Origin of the sequence: Sphingomonas sp. ERG5 (assembly GCF_000803065.1) — a bacterium.
GTDB lineage: Bacteria > Pseudomonadota > Alphaproteobacteria > Sphingomonadales > Sphingomonadaceae > Sphingomonas.
Window position 1 is genome coordinate 44,394 of sequence record NZ_JSXI01000024.1, and the last position, 19,047, is coordinate 63,440.

At 62.9% G+C, this 19,047-nt stretch carries 19 protein-coding genes; 8 read left to right on the forward strand and 11 right to left on the reverse strand.

Annotated features, from left to right (window positions below; all coding sequences use genetic code 11):
• The 4 genes from OO12_RS08815 to OO12_RS08830 form a co-directional block, all read right to left on the reverse strand.
• Positions 1-507, reverse strand: a complete 507-nt coding sequence (locus OO12_RS08815) for a GNAT family N-acetyltransferase (RefSeq protein ID WP_327196013.1) — start codon at positions 505-507, stop codon at positions 1-3.
• Between the two features lie 13 nt (positions 508-520).
• Positions 521-943 carry a nucleoside-diphosphate kinase gene (gene ndk, locus OO12_RS08820; RefSeq protein WP_034158309.1) on the reverse strand — a complete coding sequence of 141 codons (423 nt, stop codon included), beginning with the start codon at positions 941-943 and terminating at the stop codon, positions 521-523.
• An 83-nt stretch (positions 944-1,026) separates the two neighbouring features.
• Entirely contained in the window at positions 1,027-1,467 is a 441-nt protein-coding gene (locus OO12_RS08825; protein WP_034158515.1) for a DNA polymerase III subunit chi, read from the reverse strand.
• Between the two features lie 11 nt (positions 1,468-1,478).
• Positions 1,479-2,951 carry a leucyl aminopeptidase gene (locus OO12_RS08830; protein WP_034158310.1) on the reverse strand — a complete coding sequence of 491 codons (1,473 nt, stop codon included), beginning with the start codon at positions 2,949-2,951 and terminating at the stop codon, positions 1,479-1,481.
• Positions 2,952-3,135: 184 nt separating this feature from the next.
• On the opposite strand from OO12_RS08830, the gene OO12_RS08835 reads away from it, so the two are divergent.
• From OO12_RS08835 to OO12_RS08855, 5 genes are all read left to right on the forward strand, one after another.
• Positions 3,136-5,394, forward strand: a complete 2,259-nt coding sequence (locus tag OO12_RS08835) for an LPS-assembly protein LptD (protein ID WP_034158516.1) — start codon at positions 3,136-3,138, stop codon at positions 5,392-5,394.
• A 76-nt stretch (positions 5,395-5,470) separates the two neighbouring features.
• Positions 5,471-6,826 (forward strand): peptidylprolyl isomerase, encoded by a 1,356-nt coding sequence (locus tag OO12_RS08840; protein WP_034158517.1) that lies wholly within the window; start codon positions 5,471-5,473, stop codon positions 6,824-6,826.
• 12 nt (positions 6,827-6,838) lie between these two features.
• Positions 6,839-7,834 (forward strand): 4-hydroxythreonine-4-phosphate dehydrogenase PdxA, encoded by a 996-nt coding sequence (pdxA, locus tag OO12_RS08845; protein WP_082006430.1) that lies wholly within the window; start codon positions 6,839-6,841, stop codon positions 7,832-7,834.
• Positions 7,831-8,664 (forward strand): 16S rRNA (adenine(1518)-N(6)/adenine(1519)-N(6))-dimethyltransferase RsmA, encoded by an 834-nt coding sequence (rsmA, locus tag OO12_RS08850; protein WP_034158311.1) that lies wholly within the window; start codon positions 7,831-7,833, stop codon positions 8,662-8,664. Before pdxA ends, rsmA begins: the two co-directional genes overlap by 4 nt.
• A gap of 229 nt (positions 8,665-8,893) precedes the next feature.
• A complete protein-coding gene (locus tag OO12_RS08855; protein ID WP_200887425.1) occupies positions 8,894-9,340 on the forward strand; it encodes a hypothetical protein in 447 nt (148 codons plus the stop codon).
• Between the two features lie 60 nt (positions 9,341-9,400).
• On the opposite strand, the gene OO12_RS08860 is transcribed toward OO12_RS08855, so the two are convergent.
• From OO12_RS08860 to guaB, 3 genes are all read right to left on the reverse strand, one after another.
• The gene (locus tag OO12_RS08860) at positions 9,401-9,916 is read right to left on the reverse strand and encodes a hypothetical protein (protein WP_034158312.1); all 516 of its coding nucleotides are present in this window, start codon (positions 9,914-9,916) and stop codon (positions 9,401-9,403) included.
• A 46-nt stretch (positions 9,917-9,962) separates the two neighbouring features.
• Positions 9,963-11,138: an RsmB/NOP family class I SAM-dependent RNA methyltransferase gene (locus OO12_RS08865; RefSeq protein WP_034158313.1), complete on the reverse strand. Its 1,176-nt coding sequence runs from the start codon at positions 11,136-11,138 to the stop codon at positions 9,963-9,965.
• A gap of 144 nt (positions 11,139-11,282) precedes the next feature.
• Entirely contained in the window at positions 11,283-12,740 is a 1,458-nt protein-coding gene (gene guaB / locus OO12_RS08870) for an IMP dehydrogenase (protein ID WP_034158314.1), read from the reverse strand.
• A gap of 149 nt (positions 12,741-12,889) precedes the next feature.
• Here guaB and OO12_RS08875 point away from each other — a divergent pair, with 149 nt between their 5' ends.
• Together OO12_RS08875 and OO12_RS08880 are read left to right on the forward strand one after the other, a co-directional pair.
• The gene (locus OO12_RS08875) at positions 12,890-13,861 is read left to right on the forward strand and encodes an SPFH domain-containing protein (RefSeq protein WP_034158520.1); all 972 of its coding nucleotides are present in this window, start codon (positions 12,890-12,892) and stop codon (positions 13,859-13,861) included.
• A gap of 11 nt (positions 13,862-13,872) precedes the next feature.
• Entirely contained in the window at positions 13,873-14,316 is a 444-nt protein-coding gene (locus OO12_RS08880; RefSeq protein WP_200887433.1) for an NfeD family protein, read from the forward strand.
• 30 nt (positions 14,317-14,346) lie between these two features.
• On the opposite strand, the gene OO12_RS08885 is transcribed toward OO12_RS08880, so the two are convergent.
• The 4 genes from OO12_RS08885 to OO12_RS08900 all read right to left on the reverse strand — a co-directional run bounded on the left by OO12_RS08885 (position 14,347) and on the right by OO12_RS08900 (position 17,626).
• Entirely contained in the window at positions 14,347-14,718 is a 372-nt protein-coding gene (locus OO12_RS08885) for a hypothetical protein (RefSeq protein WP_034158316.1), read from the reverse strand.
• Between the two features lie 106 nt (positions 14,719-14,824).
• Positions 14,825-15,460: a DUF937 domain-containing protein gene (locus OO12_RS08890; protein ID WP_034158317.1), complete on the reverse strand. Its 636-nt coding sequence runs from the start codon at positions 15,458-15,460 to the stop codon at positions 14,825-14,827.
• 58 nt (positions 15,461-15,518) lie between these two features.
• On the reverse strand, positions 15,519-15,971 hold the full coding sequence (locus OO12_RS08895) for a hypothetical protein (RefSeq protein WP_052215687.1): 453 nt from the start codon (positions 15,969-15,971) through the stop codon (positions 15,519-15,521).
• Between the two features lie 41 nt (positions 15,972-16,012).
• On the reverse strand, positions 16,013-17,626 hold the full coding sequence (locus tag OO12_RS08900; RefSeq protein ID WP_034158318.1) for a phosphoenolpyruvate carboxykinase: 1,614 nt from the start codon (positions 17,624-17,626) through the stop codon (positions 16,013-16,015).
• 249 nt (positions 17,627-17,875) lie between these two features.
• Between OO12_RS08900 and OO12_RS08905 the strand changes: the two genes are divergently transcribed.
• The gene (locus OO12_RS08905; protein WP_052215688.1) at positions 17,876-18,721 is read left to right on the forward strand and encodes a phytanoyl-CoA dioxygenase family protein; all 846 of its coding nucleotides are present in this window, start codon (positions 17,876-17,878) and stop codon (positions 18,719-18,721) included.
• Positions 18,722-19,047 lie beyond the last annotated feature (326 nt).

Here is a 19,047-nt window from a genome sequence, read left to right on the forward strand (position 1 = left end):
CTAAAGCGAAAGCGCGTAGATCGGGTCGTCGTGAACTTCGGCGCCGACCTCGAACTGACGCCTGCCGATTACCGTGAAGCCGTTGCGCCCGTAAAAGGCGCGGGCACGCTCGTTATATTCCCAGACGCCAAGCAGCATGCGGCGATACCCCGATCTCACGGCATCTTCGCTGGCGCGCATCATCAATGCTGGGCCCACACCCGAACCATGCGTCTGCTTCAGCGTGTAGATGCGGCGCAGCTCGATATCGCCGGGCCGCGGCTCGATCGGAAGGTCCGGCCTCGTCAGCACCGCATAGCCAACCGGCGCATGACCGGGCTCGACTTCGGCCAGTGTGAGGATCGTGCCAGGGTCGCGGGCCCAGGCGGCGAAGGTCTCGATCCCGTTATTCTTCAGGCAATGCGCGAGAAGATCGACGCTGTTCAGCACCATCGCATAGGTATCGAGAAATGCCGCATTGGCGACGAGCGACAGGGCGGCCGCATCATCCGGGCCGGCCTGTCGCACGCGCCATTCCATATCAGCCGACCAGTTCTTCCGGCTTGAAGAAATAGGCGATCTCGATCGCTGCATTCTCGTCGCTGTCCGAACCGTGGACGGAATTGGCTTCGATCGATTCGGCCAGTTCCTTGCGGATCGTACCGGCATCGGCATTGGCCGGGTTGGTCGCGCCCATGATATCGCGGTTGCGCTGTACGGCGTTCTCGCCTTCCAGCACCTGTACGACGACCGGGCCGGAGATCATGAAGCTGACCAAGTCGTTGAAGAAAGGACGCTCGCGGTGAACGCCGTAAAAGCCCTCGGCCTGGTCCTTGGTCATCTGGATACGCTTGGACGCGACGACGCGCAGGCCGGCTTCCTCCAGCATCTTGGTGACGGCACCTGTGATATTACGGCGGGTGGCGTCGGGCTTGATGATCGAAAACGTGCGGTTCGCGGCCATGACCGTGAAGCTCCTATGTATAGAAATGGCGGAAAGTCGCGGTTCCCTAATCGGGGGCGTGCCGCAATGCAAGATAATCGCAGCTAAGCAGCCTGTTCCCAGCGGCCATTGTCGTTCTGTTTCCAGTAACGCCGCTCGATCCCGCCACGATCGGCCAGTGCTTTCCATGCAGTGCGTGCCTCAATGATGCGGTCAGCGTCAAAAAGGTGGAAGGCGCGGTCAAAGCCGAGCGCTTCCTCGCGCCACAGGCCATCGGCCAACGCGACGTTACGCGCGGTATTTGCGGCATCGGCAGTTTCGGCGATCAACACGGGCTGCGCGGCATCGTCCCCCTCGCCCGCGCGGCCATGTGCGAGGAAGCTTTCGGTGCTGTAGCTCCACAGCAATGTATCGATCGCCGAACGCTGCCGCTCGCTTTCGGCAACGATCAGCAGCCGCCCGCCGCCCGACACTATCTTCTCCGCGATTTGCGGCAGGACGCGGTCGAGCGGCATGGTCGTCAAATGGTAGAAATCAACTTGCATCGATTCTGACATCAACCCTCGAAATTGTCCGCGACAAAGCGGTCGAGCAAGCGCACACCATAGCCCGTCGCGCCCTTGTCGAAGGTCGGGCCAGCTTTGTCGGCCCAGACCATGCCGGCAATGTCGAGATGCGCCCAGCGCACACCGGTCTCGATGTAACGCTGCAGGAACTGCGCCGCGGTGATCGATCCGGCGCCGCGCGGGCCGACATTCTTCATGTCGGCGATCGGGCTGTCGATCAGTTTGTTATAGGCGTCCGACAACGGCAAACGCCATAACAGATCACCCGATGCCTTGCCCGCGGCGAGCAACTGATCGGCGAGCAAGTCATCATTGGCGAAGCAGCCGCCATGTTCATTGCCCAGGCTGATGATCATCGCGCCGGTGAGCGTGGCGAGATCGACAATGGTCTTGGGACGATGCGTCTTTTGGACCCAGGTCAGCGCGTCGCACAGCACCAATCGACCTTCGGCGTCGGTGTTGAGCACTTCGATCGTCTGGCCCGACATTGAGGTGATGACGTCGCCCGGGCGCATCGCGGCACCGTCAGGCATATTCTCGACCAGGCCGCACACGCCGATCACGTTGGCCTTGGCCTTGCGCGACGCGAGCGACTTCATCGCGCCGACCACTGCGCCGGCACCGCCCATGTCCCACTTCATGTCTTCCATACCGGGTCCGGGCTTGAGCGAAATGCCGCCGGTGTCGAAGGTCACGCCCTTGCCGACCAGCGCCAGCGCGGGATCGCCCTCACCCGCTCCATTCCATTTCAGCGCCAGCAGTCGCGCTTCACGCGCCGAGCCGAGACTGACGCCAAGCAGTGCGCCCATGCCGAGATCGCGCATCGCGGCTTCATCGAGCACGGTTACTTCGAGTCCCAGCCCTTGAGTCTCGGCCAGCACCTTCGCGACGAAGCTCTCGGGATAGATGACGTTCGGCGGCTCGGCGACCAAAGTGCGCGTGAGCTCAAGGCCTTCGGTCAACGCCTTCTGATGCGACCAGGCGGCATCCGTGCCCTCCGGCGCGTTGAGCAAGGTGATCGAGGTCAGCGTCGGCTTGGCCTTTTCGGGCAGCTTGGTGCGATAGATATCGTGCCGCCAGCCGCGCTGCGCCGCCGCCGCCGCAAAGCGGGCTGCGGCCTTGGGTGTTGGCTCCGCACCGGCAAAATCGACCGTTACCGCTTCGACACCCGAGGTCAGCAGCCGCGCGGTCAACGCTCCGCCGGCCTTTTCATAATCCGCTTCGCCGCCATTGCCGACGCCAAGCAGCAGGATGCGGCGCACCCCATCCCCCGCACCGACGAAAACTTCAGCGATCGCAGCGGCCTCGCCATCGAACCGGCTGCTCCGCGCCGCGCCCAGCACGACCTTGCGTGCGGCGTCATCGAGGCCGATAAAAGTGGCGCGCTCCAGCGCATCCTTTTCGATCGGCAACGCAAGAGGCACGCCGGAATCAGCAGGTGCGGCGGAGAAAAGGATCTGCATGAAAACCTCGGTCGGTTGAAACAGGGGGAGATGAGTCGCCCCCTCTAGGCCAGCGAAGGCGGGCTGGCAAAGTGCCTCCCCGCCCCATGGTCACCGTTCAGCGCGATTGCGGCGAGCGCCGCGTGATGCGATAGGGCAAGCGTTCGCGCGTCATTCCGGCGCGGCTGGGGGTGTGTTTCCCGACGTGAAGCGTTCCGATCTGCTCTCGACCTGCGTGGCGCCGCTCGCCCTGATTCTTGCGACCGGGACCCTTGGGACGGGTGCGCAGGCGCAGGACCTGCAAACGCGCACTACACCGCCGCCCCCGCCATCCGAAACGCCCCTGCCGACCACCGACGAACAAGTGCAGTTCACCGCCGGCACGCTCGAATATGATCTCAATGATGAGATCGTGACGGCCAATGGCGACGTACGCATGTACCGCAACGGTGACCGGCTACGCGCGGACAAGGTCGTGTGGAATCGTAACACCGGCAAGGTTGTGGCAACTGGCAATGTCGCAGTGACCAATCCGGGCGGCGATACCGCCTATGGCGATTCGATCGACCTGACCGATTCGCTGAAGGATGGTGTGGTCGACAATATGCTGATCGTGCTCGAGCGCGGCGGTCGACTTGCCGCACGCAAAGGCACACGAGCGCTGGACGAGGTGGTAACGCTAGACGACGCCGCTTTCACGCCTTGCGCGGTGACGACGGCCAAAGGGTGCCCCAAGGAACCGTCCTGGAAGATCACCGCGGTCAAGATCGTTTACCGCCCTGACCGCGAGCGGGTCTATTATAGCGGCGCGCAAATCAATCTGTTCGGCTTGCCGTCGATCCCGATGCCGAAATTCTCGCACACGGTCAGCGACGGCAGCGCAAGCGGATTGCTGTCACCCGATTTTCGCTTCGGGCGAGTCAACGGCCTGGAGTATTCACAGCCTTATTATTTCCGCCTGGCGCCCAATCGCGGATTGATCATCACGCCGCGGGTATTCAGCAACGCGTTGCCGATGCTGCAGGCCAATTACAGCGCGCTCGACAGCGAGGGGGCTTACCGAATCGGCGCTTATGCCACGGTCAGCCGCCGCAGCGACGATGTGGGGACCGCAACGCCGCTTGAATCGCAAATGGCATTTCGTGGCTATCTCGACGGCGTCGCCCGCTATCAGTTCGACGAGAATTGGAGTGCAAAGGCATCGTTGCGACTGGCCACAGACCGGACCTTCCTGCGGCGCTATGATATTTCCTATGACGACCGGCTTCGCTCGACCGCGAGCCTGGAACGGATCGATGCCGACAGCTATTTTGCCATTACCGGCTGGGCGGTACAGACGCTTCGCGCCAACGACCGCCAGGGTTTGCAACCAATTGCGTTGCCCGAACTCGATTATCGCCGCCGCTTCAATGACGGGTTGCTCGGGGGCAAGTTCCAGCTTCAGGTCAACACGCTGGCGATCACCCGGACTGGGGGGGAGGATACGCAGCGCGCCTTTGCCAGCGTGCGCTGGGATTTGCGCAAGCTGACCTCGCTTGGCCAGGAAGTGACGTTCACCGCCTTTGCCCGCGGCGATGTCTACAACGCCAATGACACACTTTCGACGACGATCCCGAGCTATCGCGGGACCGAGGGTGTTCATGGCCGGGTGATGGGAACGGCCGCGATCGACGTGAAGTGGCCGTTCATCGGCGAATTCCTCGGCGGGACGCAGCGCTTGACGCCGCGGTTCCAGATCGCCGCGTCGCCCAAGACCGAAAATCTCGACATCCCCAATGAAGACGCCCGCGCGGTCGATCTGGATGATTCCAACCTCTTCGCGCTCAATCGCTTCCCCGGCTATGACCGGTTCGAGGACGCCACGCGCTTCACCTATGGTCTGGATTGGGCGCTCGACCTGCCCGGCCTGTCGATCAAGACCAATGTCGGGCAAAGTTATCGCCTGGGCCAGCGCCCGGTTATCTTCCCCGACGGCACCGGCCTGAACGATCGTTTCTCCGACATTGTCGGCCGCAACGAAATCCGGTTCCGCGATTTCGTGTCGTTCACGCAGCGCTACCGGCTCGACAAGGACGGGCTGGCGGTGCGCCGCAATGAGATCGACCTGACGGTCGGGTCGCGCAGCACTTATGCGCTGGTCGGCTATTTGCGGCTCAATCGGGATATCGATCCGGCACTGGAAGATTTGCAGGATCGTGAGGAAGCGCGGATCGCGGGCCGGATCCAGGTCGCGCGTTTCTGGTCGCTGTTCGGTTCGGCGGTGTTCGACCTGACCAATCGCGACGAGGATCCGCTGTCGGCGTCGGATGGCTTTACCCCCGTCCGCCACCGCATCGGGGTCAATTATGAAGATGATTGCTTGAGATTCGGCCTGACCTGGAAACGCGATTATCAGAACGCCGGCGACGCTCGCGCGGGCAATAGCTTCCTGTTCAGTCTGGCGTTCAAGAATCTTGGCCGCTAAGCTTGGGTTCACCTGCCCTGTTTCATGGATTTACCGCCGGGACGCGACGGCGCGATATGGGATTTTGACCGACGTGATGATTTCGAAGACGAAGGCGGTCCGGACCGGCCGCACGGTTGCATTGCTGGCAGGCCTCGCCTTTGCTGGTACCGTGGTCGCGCAGACCGTGGACGACAATAGTGTGCCGAGCACCGGCCTCGACATTCCCGCAAATATGCAGATTTTCGGCAAGGTCGACCCGAACGTCCGCAAGCCGACCGCGATCGTGAACGAAAGCGTCATCACCGGCACCGATGTCGATCAGCGTGTAGCGTTGATCGTCTCGGCCAATGAGCTCAAGCTCAGTGCGGAGGACAAGGATCGCCTGAAGCTGCAGATCCTGCGCCAGCTGATCGACGAAACGCTACAAATCCAGGAAGCCAAGGCCAGCGAGATCACGATCACGCAGCCGGAAATCACCCAGAGCTTCGACCGTGTGGCCCATAATTTCAAGCGGTCACCCGCCGAGATGCGCACATATCTGCGCTCGGTCGGATCGTCCGAGCGATCCCTGAAGCGCCAGATTGAAGGCGAGCTTGCCTGGCAGCGCTATCTGCGCCGCAAGGTCGAACCCAGCGTCAATGTCAGTGACGAAGAAGTAAAGGGCATTCTCGAACGTATCAAGGCGTCGAAGGGCTTGGACGAATTCCATGTCAGCGAGATATATCTGTCCGCGACGCCCGAGCGTGCGCAGCAGGTCAATGCCACCATGCGCCAGATGATCGAGAAGATCCAAAAGGGCGAAGCGCCCTTCGAATATTTCGCGCGCAACTCTTCCGAAGCTTCGACGCGCGCCGTTGGCGGCGATCTCGGCTGGGTTCGCGCCGCCCAGCTGCCGGACTCGCTCGCAGCGGCCGCTACATCGATGCAGGTCGGCCAGGTTGCCGGGCCGATCGAAGTGCCGGGCGGCTTCTCGATCCTGTACCTGGTCGACAAGCGGCAAGTGATGACCGCGGATCCCCGTGATGCACGCCTTGCGTTGAAACAGCTGACGGTGCGTTTTCCCACCGGCACCACTCAGACGGGCGCGACAGCGCGCGCCGCAGAGTTCGCCAAGGCGGTGCAGACCATCCAGGGCTGTGGCGGCGTTGCCAAGATCGCCAGCGATATCGGCGCCGAAGTGGTCGACAGCGACGCAGTGACGATCCGCGACTTGCCGCCCGCGCTGCAGGAAATCATGCTGAAGCTGCAGGTCGGGCAAGCGACGCCGCCTTTCGGCTCGGCGCAGGACGGCGTTCGCGCGCTGGTGGTATGCGGTCGTGACGATCCGCGTAACGGCGACTTGCCGCAAGCCGAGGCGATCCAGCGCCAGATGGAGCAGTCGCGCGTCAATCTGCGTGCACAGACCTTGCTGCGCGATCTGCGCCGCGATGCGATCATCGATTATCGCTGAGCAGGACGTCCGATGACCCTGCCGCTTGCCGTTTCGATGGGCGACCCCGCCGGGATCGGGCCCGAGGTCATCGCCAAGGCGTGGATCAAGCGTGAAGCGCATGTACTGATGCCGTTCTTCGCGGTCGGCGATGCGCGCGCCATTGCCGCTGTCTGGCAGGGCCCGATTGCGCGGATCAGCGACCCGGCCGAGGCCAACCAGGCCTTTGCTACCGCCTTGCCCGTCCTGAATGTCGAGGATGGCGGCGACATCACCCCCGGCCGGCCTGATGTCGATGGCGCACGCTGCGCGCTCCATTCGCTTGAGATGGCAGCGGGTTTGGCACGGTCGGATGCCGCACGGGCGCTGATCACCGGTCCGGTCTCGAAAGCACAGCTGTATCAGATCGGTTTCAGCTATCCGGGCCAGACCGAATTCATCGCCGAACGTTGCGGCATTTCGGGCGAGAATGCCGTGATGATGCTCGCCGGGCCGACGCTTCGCGTGGTGCCGGTGACGACGCATGTCGCGCTCGACAAGGTATCGGCGATGCTGTCTGTCGAACTGATTGTCGCCAAGGGTCGCGCGACCGCCCGCGGTCTGCAGCGCAATTTTGGCATCGCCGCGCCTCGCCTCGCCTTTGCCGGGTTCAATCCGCATGCCGGCGAAGGCGGCGCGATCGGGCGCGAAGAGATCGACTTCATCATCCCGGCCATCGAGATCCTGCGCGACGAAGGTATAGATGCGACCGGGCCGTTCGCAGCCGACACGATGTTCCACGACCGCGCCCGCGTCACCTATGACGCCGCGATCTGCTGCTATCATGATCAGGCACTGGTGCCGCTTAAGACGCTGCATTTCGACGAAGGCGTCAACATCACGCTTGGCTTGCCGATTGTGCGCACTTCGCCCGATCACGGCACCGCGTTCGGTATCGCCGGTCAGGACAAGGCCGAGCCGGGCGCGATGATCGCCGCGATCAAGATGGCCGGAGATGCTACCGCGCGCCGCGCCGCCGCGGACGCGTGACCCCTTCCTCGTTGCCGCAATTGCCACCACTGCGCGAGGTCATCGCGCGCCATGGGCTGACCGCGAGCAAGGCACTGGGGCAGAATTTCCTGCTCGACGGGCAATTGCTCGCGCGGATCGCACGCGTGCCGGGCGATTTACAGGATGCCGAAGTGTTCGAGGTCGGTCCCGGGCCTGGCGGGCTGACGCGTGCCTTGCTTCAGGCCGGGGCGCGGGTGACGGCGGTCGAACGCGACCGGCGCTGCATCCCAGCATTGGCCGAACTGGGCGACGCCTTTCCCGGCAAGCTGCGTGTGATCGAAGAAGATGCACTGGAGATTGACGCGGCCGCCTTGTTTGAGGGGAAGCCGCATATCGTCTCCAACTTGCCCTATAATATTGGCACGGCGTTGCTGGTGCGTTGGCTCTCGGCCGACTGGCTGCCCTGGTGGGCGAGCCTGACCCTGATGTTCCAAAAAGAAGTCGCCGACCGCATCGTCGCCGGCACCGATGACGATGCTTATGGCCGTCTCGCGGTGCTGGCGCAGTGGCGCAGCAACGCGAAGCTGGCGATGCCAGTACATCGTTCTGCCTTCACTCCGCCGCCCAAAGTGATGTCGGCGGTGGTGCATATCGTGCCCGCAGCGGCACCCGAAGACGTCAATTTCGCAACCCTGGAACGCTTGACCGGGGCTGCCTTCGGGCAGCGGCGCAAGATGCTGCGCCAGAGTGTGAAAGGCGTGCCCGGCGCGCTGGCGGCGCTGGAGCAGGTCGGGATCGAAGTGACGCGCCGAGCGGAGACCGTCAGCGTCGCGGAGTTCACCGAAGTGGCGCGAGTGATGGGCGCCTAGCGAATTTGAACCTCCAAGGTCGAATCACACTCCCTCTCCGGCGACCGAGAGACAGGAAAGTACGATAACGCGCGGTGTATGCTTCGCTCATCGAACATGATTTGTTGTACAAACAAAATCAGTCATCTCCCAAATCCCGTAATTGTAGATATTGGAGCGCGGCTCGGAAGTGCAGGATAACGTATAAGGGGTAAGCGCAATTACCGAGGTTTCGACTGTCGCGATCATTTTGCTGACCCTGCTCTTTGTCGGCCAGTTCGCTGTGCTCGCCTTTTTTCTGATACGCGGGAAGATACGGCGTGCGCGATCACCCGTGATCCTTCGCCCTGGCGGCAGCGTGGAGATACCGCTCGTTGCTGCGTTTGGCGGATGGAAAGGCATCCCCTGGATCTCGATGACCGATTCCAACCTCGCGCCTTTGCTGGTCCTGCATCAGGCAGACTTTGAATACCGCGTTATCCGCCTGAAACGCCGGCCCTATACGGATATCTGCAATGTCGACCTGCGCACGGCGATCGGCACCGTCAACATCATCCTCGAATTCCATGATTCGGTACGAAACTTCGCCGGGAATACCGGGAACGGGGAAAATGCCCGGAAGGCATTAGACATCCTCGCGAGCAAAGGCTGCGCGCTGAGCGAGCGCGCAAGAGCTTTCGTTTCGACCGCTCTATAGCGTCAACACCTGAGCAAATCGCGCGCGCGACCAAGGGCCGTGAGCGCCCTATGCCGAATGCTATTCCTTTGCGATCGGGGGCTTCTCCGGCACTTTGGTCTGCGCTGCTGCCGTGACGATCGGCGGCCCTTTGGCGATCGCCGCCGCCAGTGTTACGGCCTCGGGGCAAGCGGCCTTGCCGCACAAGGTCTTGATCTTGCCGAGGTTGGCCTTGGCCTGGATCACCGCCCCCTTGGCAACCAGCGCTTCGCCCTGACCCTGTAGCGCGAGACGATCATTGGGTTCGAGCAGCAGCGCTTCACGGTACAGGCGGATCGCCTTGCCGGGTAGGCCGCGTGCCTGGGCCACATCGCCAAGCGTGATGAACGCGGCGCGGTTACGTGGATCGACCACCAGCGCCGTTTCCAGCGCGTCCGTCGCCCCGTCGAGATTACCCGCCGCCTGTGCCGCCTTGCCTTGCGCGAGCAACGCCATCGACCGCGGATCGATCTGGTCGTCCGGGCGCTGACCGTGAAGCGCGGTCGAGACCGTGAGCAGCGTCAGTGCTGCTGCGGCGGCGACGGACGAATAACGCATGATGCTCTCCAACAAGGACAGAACGGGTTTTGACACGATCACTCGGCTAGCATGGCCGTTTCAGTCTTGCGACAAAAAACCCGTCGGTATCGTCATGCGCGGGCGTCAGGCGAATGCCGGGACCATGCGACCTGCCAGCGGGCAGGTCGAGCATGTCGGCGCTCCATTCAGGGCGATCGGCCAGGAAACGCGCGACCTGCCCTGCCCCTTCATCGTCGAGCAGCGAACAGACGATATACACCAGCGCGCCACCCGGCTTGACCAGCGCTGCGCCGATTTCTAGCACATGCGCCTGGGTTGCGACCAGCCGCTCGATCCGATCTGGGGTCAGCCGCCAGCGCGCTTCGGGATTGCGCCGCCATGTGCCGGTACCCGAACAGGGGGCGTCGATCAGCACGCAATCGGCGGTGTCCTGCCAATCCGCCAGTGCCTCGGCTTCGCGTGCCGGGTTCAACAGGCGCGTCTCGACGATCGTCGCCCCTGCCCTTGCCGCGCGAGGCGCGAGGCGTGACAGGCGGTTGCGATCGGTATCGGTGGCAAGCAGCGCGCCGCGATTGTCCATCGCAGCCGCCAGTGCGAGCGTCTTGCCGCCGGCGCCGGCGCACAGATCCACGATGCGCATGTCAGGTCCAGCCCTGGCGGCCATGGCAACGATCTGACTACCGGCATCCTGTACTTCGATCGCACCGTCCCTCGCGGCGTCCAGCGCCTCGACATTAGTCCCTGACGGCAACCTGAGTGCATCAGGAAGGCTGGCAATCGGCTCGGCACCCTCGATCGGTTCTGGTGCGGCCTTGAGCCGATTGATGCGAATATCGAGCGGTGCACGATCGATCAGCGCGGGAAGCTCGTCTTCACCGATGCCAGAGTCGAGCAGCTTCGCAACGATCCAGTCGGGTGCGGCACCTGATTTCGCAGCGACCTCATTCGCGCCGATCGCCGCGGGACCATGCGTTGAGCCGTCGAACAATGCAGCGATGTCCGGCTCCGCCTGCGCCAAAGCGAGCATGGCGGCGCGGCCAGATTTTGGACGATCGCCAAGTTGGCGGATCGCCGAATAGACCAACTCCCGCACCGCACGCCGGTCCTTGCTACCGGCGTATCGGCGCTCGGCGAAATAGCGCGCGATCAGCGTGTCGGCGGCGGCACCCTGATCACGTGCGGCGGTGGCGATGGCGTCGAGCAAGTCGATCGCGGCCTGGATCCGGGCAGATGGGGTCATTCAATGTTCCAGACTTCGTCGTGCCGGACTTGTTCCGACATCCACTGTGCCGCTTAGGCAATAAGCGTTGCTCTTGCGGCAGGGCGGACCCCGGAACAAGTCCGGGCGACGCAGAAGAAACTCGCGGTTGTTTTTATCGGCTCGCTATCGCGTCGGATAATTCGGTGCCTCGCGCGTGATCGTCACGTCATGGACATGGCTTTCCATCAGCCCGGCCCCAGTGATCTGCACGAATCTCGCGCGTTTCTGCAGCTCTTCGATCGTTGCCGAGCCGGTATAGCCCATTGCCGCCTTCACACCGCCGACAAGTTGATGGATCACGTCACGCGCTGGGCCTTTGAAGGCGACCTGCCCCTCGATTCCCTCGGGCACCAGCTTGAGCTGGTCCTTGATATCGCCCTGGAAATAGCGATCGGCGGAACCACGGCCCATCGCGCCGACCGAGCCCATGCCGCGATAGGATTTGTATGCACGGCCCTGATACAGGAAGGTTTCGCCTGGCGCTTCCTCGGTCCCGGCCAGCAGCGACCCGATCATCACACTCGACGCGCCGCCGGCCAATGCCTTGGCAATGTCGCCCGAGGTGCGGATACCGCCATCGGCAATGATCGGTACGCCGCTCTTATGGCCCTCGGCGGCGCATTCCATCACTGCGGTAAGTTGCGGCACGCCGACGCCGGCGACGACGCGCGTGGTGCAGATCGAGCCCGGCCCGATGCCGACCTTGATCCCGTCCGCACCGGCACCGATCAGCGCGCGCGCGGCTTCCGCCGTGGCGACATTGCCGGCGATGACCTGCACCGAATTGCTCAGCTTCTTCACCCGCTCCACGGCACGGGCAACGTCGCTGTTATGACCGTGCGCAGTGTCGATCACGATCAGGTCGAGTTCGGCATCGACGAGCGCCTGGGTCCGCTCAAACCCCTTGTCACCAACCGTCGTCGCGGCGGCGACGCGCAGGCGACCAGCGGCGTCCTTGGTCGCGTTCGGATAATTGACGGCCTTTTCCATGTCCTTGACGGTGATCAGGCCGACGCAACGATAGCTCTCATCGACCACCAGCAGTTTTTCGATGCGGCGCTGGTGCAGCAGGCGGCGAGCCTCATCCTGCGACACGCCGCTCGACACAGTGGCCAGATTTTCGTGCGTCATCAGTTCGGCGACCGGCTGATGCGGGTTGCCCGCGAAGCGCACGTCGCGGTTGGTCAGGATGCCGACCAGCTTGCCATCCTTCTCGACCACCGGAATGCCGCTGATGCGGTTGCGCGTCATCAATGCCTGCGCCTCGGCCAGCGTGGCGTCCGGCGCGATGGTGATCGGGTTGACCACCATGCCGGACTCGAAGCGCTTCACCTGGCGCACCGCGGCGACCTGTTCGTCGATCTCCATATTGCGGTGAAGCACGCCGATACCGCCAAGCTGCGCCATGACGATCGCCATGTCGGCCTCAGTCACCGTGTCCATCGCCGAGGACAGGATCGGGATGTCGAGCTTGATGCCGCGCGTCAATTGCGTTGCCGTATTGGCCTGGCTGGGAACGATGTCAGACTCCGCCGGATAGAGGAGAACATCGTCGAAGGTGAGGCCGAGGCGGATTTCCATGGGGTGCCAGTTCCTGCGCGGGGGAGAATCGTGGCGGCTCATGTAACCAAAGGTGCCGGGAAGCGCTAGGGTCCGCGGCACCGCATTTGGCTGTTCTTGCCCGATCGATGTGCTAAATCTGGTGCGATCGATTGGAAGAGGGCGACATCATGGAATTGACCGCAGGCGTTCTCGTGCTGGCACTGGTGCTGCTATACCTCTTCACGAGCATCAAGATCGTCCGCCAGGGCTATCAATATACGATCGAACATTTCGGCCGTTTCACCACCACCGCGCGGCCAGGGTTCAATTTCTACCCCGCCTTTTTCTATCGCGTCGGCCGCCGTATCAACATGATGGAGCAAGTGATCGACATCCCGGGTCAGGAGATCATTACCAAAGATAACGCGATGGTCGCGGTCGATGGCGTGGTGTTCTTCCAGGTGCTCGACGCGGCCAAGGCCGCCTATGAAGTGTCCGAACTCTATGTCGCGATCCTGCAGCTGACCACGACCAATTTGCGCACCGTGATGGGCTCGATGGATCTGGACGAGACGCTGTCGAAGCGCGACGAGATCAATGCCCGCCTGCTCTCGGTGGTGGATCATGCGACGACCGCCTGGGGCGTGAAGATCACCCGCGTCGAAGTGAAGGACATCCGCCCGCCCGCCGACATCGTCAACGCGATGGGTCGGCAGATGAAGGCCGAGCGTGAGAAGCGCGCCAACATCCTCGAGGCCGAAGGCTCGCGCGCTTCCGAAATCCTGCGCGCAGAAGGGCAGAAACAGTCGAAGATCCTTGAGGCGGAAGGCCGGCGCGAAGCCGCGTTTCGCGACGCCGAAGCGCGTGAACGTGCCGCCGAGGCCGAAGCGACGGCGACCAAGCTCGTCTCGGTTGCGATCGAACAGGGCAGCCCGCAGGCGATTAATTATTTCATCGCGCAGAAATATGTCGAAGCGGTCGGCAAGTTCGCGACTTCGCCCAATGCCAAGACGATCCTGTTCCCGGTCGAGGCGACACAGTTGATCGGTACGCTTGGCGGCATTGGCGAGATTGCGCGTGAGGCACTGGCTGATCGCCCTGCAACACCGCCCGCGGCCGCTTCCCGCCCGCGCGTCCCCGTCACACGGGGCGACCAGTGACGATCGATGGGATGAGCGCTGGGGCATTCTGGCTGATCGCTGCGCTGGTGCTCGGCGTGACGGAGTTGATTCTCCCCGGAGTGTTCCTCGTCTTTATCGCGATTGCCGCTGCGATCACCGGCTTGGCGACATTGGCGCTCCCGGAATTGCCGGCGGCGGTGCAGTTCGCGTCATTCGCGATCTGGAGCGGCGTCGCGGTGATGATCGGGAGACGCTGGTATCGTGACTATCCGGTCGCTTCGAGCGACCCGATGCTCAATGACCGCGGCGCACGGCTGATCGGCGAGATCGTCACGGTCGAGCAAGCGATCGATTCGAACGTTGGCCGGGTCAGACAGGGCGACGGCAGCTGGCCGGCGCGCGGTCCGGATGCTCCGGCCGGCGCACGGATGCGCGTGGTTGCGGTTGAAAGCGGCGTGCTGGTGGTTGAGGCGATAGCCCTTCCCACCGCCTGACAGCCCCCGACTTGCGCCGGGGGCCACCAGTCATTTCTTGCCGAACAGGCCGCCGGCCAGACCGGCGATGTCGTTGAGCGGATTGCCGTCCCCATCGCGGTCAAGCAGTCCGCCGACCTTGCCCATGATGCCGTCACCGCCGCCAGCAGCGCCGAGCAGGCCGGCAAACTGGGCGAGCGATCCTTCACCACCGATATGGCCGACGATCTGCTGCAGAATGTCGGGCGCGATGCCGGTCGCCGAAGCGGCGGTCTCGACAGTATCACCTGGTTCAGGGTGTGCCTGACCCAAAGCGGTGACCGCACTCTCCGCCTGTTCCGGCGTCAGGCCGACCTTTTCGGCAAGGTTCTTGATATCGACATTGCCGGCAACTTGGCCAAGCAGTCCATCGAGCAATCCCATGATCTTTCCCTTCGACTCGGAAAATGCCGTAAGCGGCTCCACACGCTAAGCCGAACCGGCCGCACGCACGAGCGAATCCTTAGCATGGCGGGCAAGCCAGCCCGGCTCAACGCCCGGCGAGCTTGCCCGCCATGCCCAGGATGTCGTCGAGCGGGTTGCCATCATGGTTCATGTCGATCAGCGAGCCCAGTGCGCCGAGACCGCCAAGCCCTCCCGCCGCTGGTGCTGGTTGCGCCGCCGCCTGCTGACCGCCGCCGAGGATCGATCCCACCAGGCCGCCCAGCATACCACCAAGGCCGCTTTGCTGACCCGCGTCTGCACTTCCCGGCTGCGCCCCGCCTGCCTGTTTCGCCAGATAGCCCGCGACCGCCATCGCCAGCAGCGGCAGCATCTTCCTGAGCAGATCGGACGAAACGCCGCTTTGCGCGGCAGCGTGATCGGCCACGGTTCGACTGACGTCCTTCGATCCGAAAATCTGCCCCAGCACATTATTGCCGGCATCGACATCGCTGGCGCCGGGCGCGAGGATATTGGCGAGCAGTCCGCCGCCGCCCAGACTGCCGAGAATGCCCGCCAGCCCCGACAGCCCGTCGGGATGCTGTTGCGCCTGCCCTTTCATGCCACCGAGGATCGCCGGCAACAGTGCGGCCGCACCGGCTTGGGCCGTGCCTTCGTCGATGCCGAGTTGACTGGAAATGGCGCTGATACCGCCAGCCTGGTTGATGATGTCCATGATGTTCATCTGTTGCACTCCTCAAACCCGGCGCTCAACCTAAGCGCCGATCCGGATGCTGTCTCGCTCAATCGGCGGGCAGCGGAGCCAGGTCCGGCGGAACATATCCGCGCCGCGCCGCGACCGAGAACAGGCGCTCCCTGCTATAGAAGCGCAGCGGCCAGTCGCGCCGCCCGATTGGCGATGCAAGCAGCGCATTGACCGTATCGACGAGCGGTTGGCCAATGGCCTGGCCAGCGAGATGCAGTCTGATCCCGGCGATGAAACAGCGCGTGATCGTGTCGTGATAACCCTGGGTGTCGTCGTTCACCCCGCCGGCGCTCTCGTTATAGGCGGAGATGATCCCGGCGATCCGCGCATCCACATCAATATCGGGCCGGTCGCGGACCAGCCACAGGGTCGCACCGAGATGCGCCTCATGCGTCCATTCGGCCTTGGGTAATGTGCACGCGAGCAACCCCTCCCCGATCCGGCGGATCGCGGCGTCATCGGCAAAGGGGCGAAATGGCAGGTCGGTCATCGATCGGGCTTTCTCTCGTGCCCGATCGATGACCGGGCGTTTCAGACGGTTTGAGTGGTGCGCGCAGCGGGCGCCGATTGTCGCACGCCCTCATCGACATGGTCCGCGAATTGGGCGAAATTCTCGACGAACTGGTCGACCAGCCTGGCCGCCGTGGCGTCATAATCGGCCTTGTTCGACCATGTTTCGCGCGGATCGAGGATCGCGCTGTCGACGCCCGCCACCGCAACCGGCACCTTGAAGCCGAAATTCGGATCAGTGCGGAACTCGGCATCGTTCAGGCTGCCGTCGAGTGCTGCGTTAAGCAATGCACGGGTCGCCTTGATCGGCATGCGCTTGCCGACGCCATATTTGCCACCGGTCCAGCCGGTATTGACCAGCCAGCAATCGACCCCGCCCTTGGCGATTCGTTCCTTGAGCAAATTGCCATAGACCGACGGGTGGCGCGGCATGAAAGGCGCACCGAAGCAGGTCGAGAAGGTCGCGCTCGGCTCGGTAACACCAATCTCGGTGCCCGCGACGCGCGCGGTATAGCCCGACAGGAAATGATACATTGCCTGGTCCGGGGTCAGCTTCGAGATCGGCGGCAGGATGCCATAGGCGTCCGCAGTCAGGAAAATGATGTTGCGCGGCACCGGCCCCATATTCTTTTCCGACGCGTTCGGAATGAAGTCGATCGGATAAGCGCCGCGGCTGTTCTCCGCGAGACGGTCGTCGTCGAGATCGAGCACGCGCGTGACCTGGTCCATCACGACATTTTCCAGGATCGTGCCGAAACGCTTGGTCGTGGCGAAGATCTCCGGCTCGGCATCAGCCGACAGGCGGATCATCTTGGCGTAGCAACCGCCCTCGAAATTGAACACAGCGGTGTCCGACCAGCCATGTTCGTCATCGCCGATCAGCGTGCGGCTGGCATCGGCGCTGAGCGTCGTCTTGCCGGTACCCGACAGGCCGAAGAACACCGCGGTGTCACCGTTCGGGCCCATATTGGCGGAGCAATGCATCGGCATCACGCCGGTCGGCGGCAACAGGTAGTTGAGCAGTCCGAATACCGACTTCTTCATTTCGCCGGCATATTTGGTGCCGCCGATCAGAATCAGCTTCTCGGTGAAATTGACCGCGATCACCGTCTCGCTGCGGCAGCCATGCTTGGCCGGGTCGGCAACGAAGCTCGGTAGGTCGATGATGGTGTAATCGGCGACGAAGCCGCGCAACTGGCTTTCTTCCGGGCGGACCAGCATCGTGCGGATGAAGCTGTTGTGCCAGGCAAGCTCAGTCACGACGCGCACATTGACGCGGTGCTCGGGCTGCGACCCGCCGAACAGGTCCTGAATGAACAGATCTTCCTTGCTCTTCAGCGCGGCGAGGAAATCGGTCTTGAGCGCGGCGAAATGCTCAGGGCTCATCGCCTTGTTGCTCTTGCCCCACCACACGGTGTTTTCGGTTTCGGCATCGCGGACGATGAACTTGTCCTGCGCCGAGCGGCCGGTATGCGCGCCGGTTTCGACCACCAGCGGGCCATCAGCGGACAATTTGCCTTCGCCGCGCGAGATGGCGGCCTGGATCAGGCGGGCGGTGACAAGGTTCCAGTGCAGATTGGCGCGGGTCTCGATGCCCTGCGCTTCAAGGCCGGCGTCGGGAATGCGATCGCTCACGGGTGTCTCTCCGAATAATGCTGTGCGGGCGTTGCCGCATACCAATGTGATGATTGGGCGCATATCGCCGCCACGCCGGAGCGTCAAACATTGGGCCGCAGGACGCACTCCACCTGCGCCGGAACCACGCGCGCGCGCCGGACGTCGAATACCCTATCCTCTCATTGCCGACCGATTGCGGTCTGGATTTATCCGCAAATAGATATATTTAGAATTAAATAACACAAAAAAATCAAAACGGAGAGGATTATGCTGACCGAGGCATCGACTCGATCATGGACCGAGAAGGGATATTTCTTCGAGCGGGGACTGATCGCGAAGGACCGTGTCGCACAGATCGAGGCGGAGACGATCGCGGCGATCGCCGCCGATCCCCCCGCAGCGCATCCCGGCGAGCGGGTCTATGTCACCGAGCAGGACCTGCTGATCTATCCCGAGACCGCACCAAGCCCGATTGCGCGCAATCCGGAGGATTACATTGCCAAGGTGTTCAACTGCCACGCGGTCGGCACGGCGCATGAACTGGCGGTCGACCCCGCGATCACCGACCGGTTGGCCGATCTGCTTGGCCCCGATGTGGATTGTTTCCAGAGCCAGTTCATCTTCAAGAATCCCGGCGTGATCGGTCAGCCCTGGCACCAGGACGGCTATTATTTCCGCTACGACCGCCAGCCGCAGATCGGCGTCTGGGTCGCGCTCAGCGCCGCGACGATCGAGAATGGCTGCCTCTGGGTGCTGCCCGGCTCACACCGCGCGAACATCATCCATGAGCATGTCCCTGATCAACGCCCGGAGACGTTGCAAGGCTATCTGGAAATCGTCTCGCAGGACACGTCGGCGGACGAACCGGCACTGATGGAGCCGGGCGACGTGCTCTTTTTTCATAGCTATCTGATGCACCGCTCGACCGACAATATCGCCGATTACCGCCGTTCGGCGATGGTCTATCATTATGCCGAAGCCGGTACGCGGCCGGCCGATCCGCTCGCGGCGGCGATGCTGGCGCCGGTCAATCGCTGGGTGCCGGCGCGGCGTCGCGACGGTGATGTTCTTCGCGAAATCGTCGATACGGCATCCTCCTTTCCGCAGCATTGAAGAGCGACTCCGCCCGCAACCGCAAGGAGGGCGATAGCAATCACGCCCTGTCGCGGTTCCTGACGGACATGAACGGGCTTACAGTCTGAAAGGCGCGTTTCCATAGCTGCTGCGATAGCGGAGTTTAACAGCGGTTGAATCAAGCCCCGCGAGATAAGCGGGTGACGAGTTGGGGAGATATGTTACACCCTATTGTAACATATCTCCCGTGCAAGGGAGTGACGCATTTGGCTGGTGTCCTCGCTGCCAAGCGACGGACCGCATTGAGCAGGCCGGAGAAAATACTACCCATAGTCAATTGGTTAATTGCTCACTTCTCTTCCAGC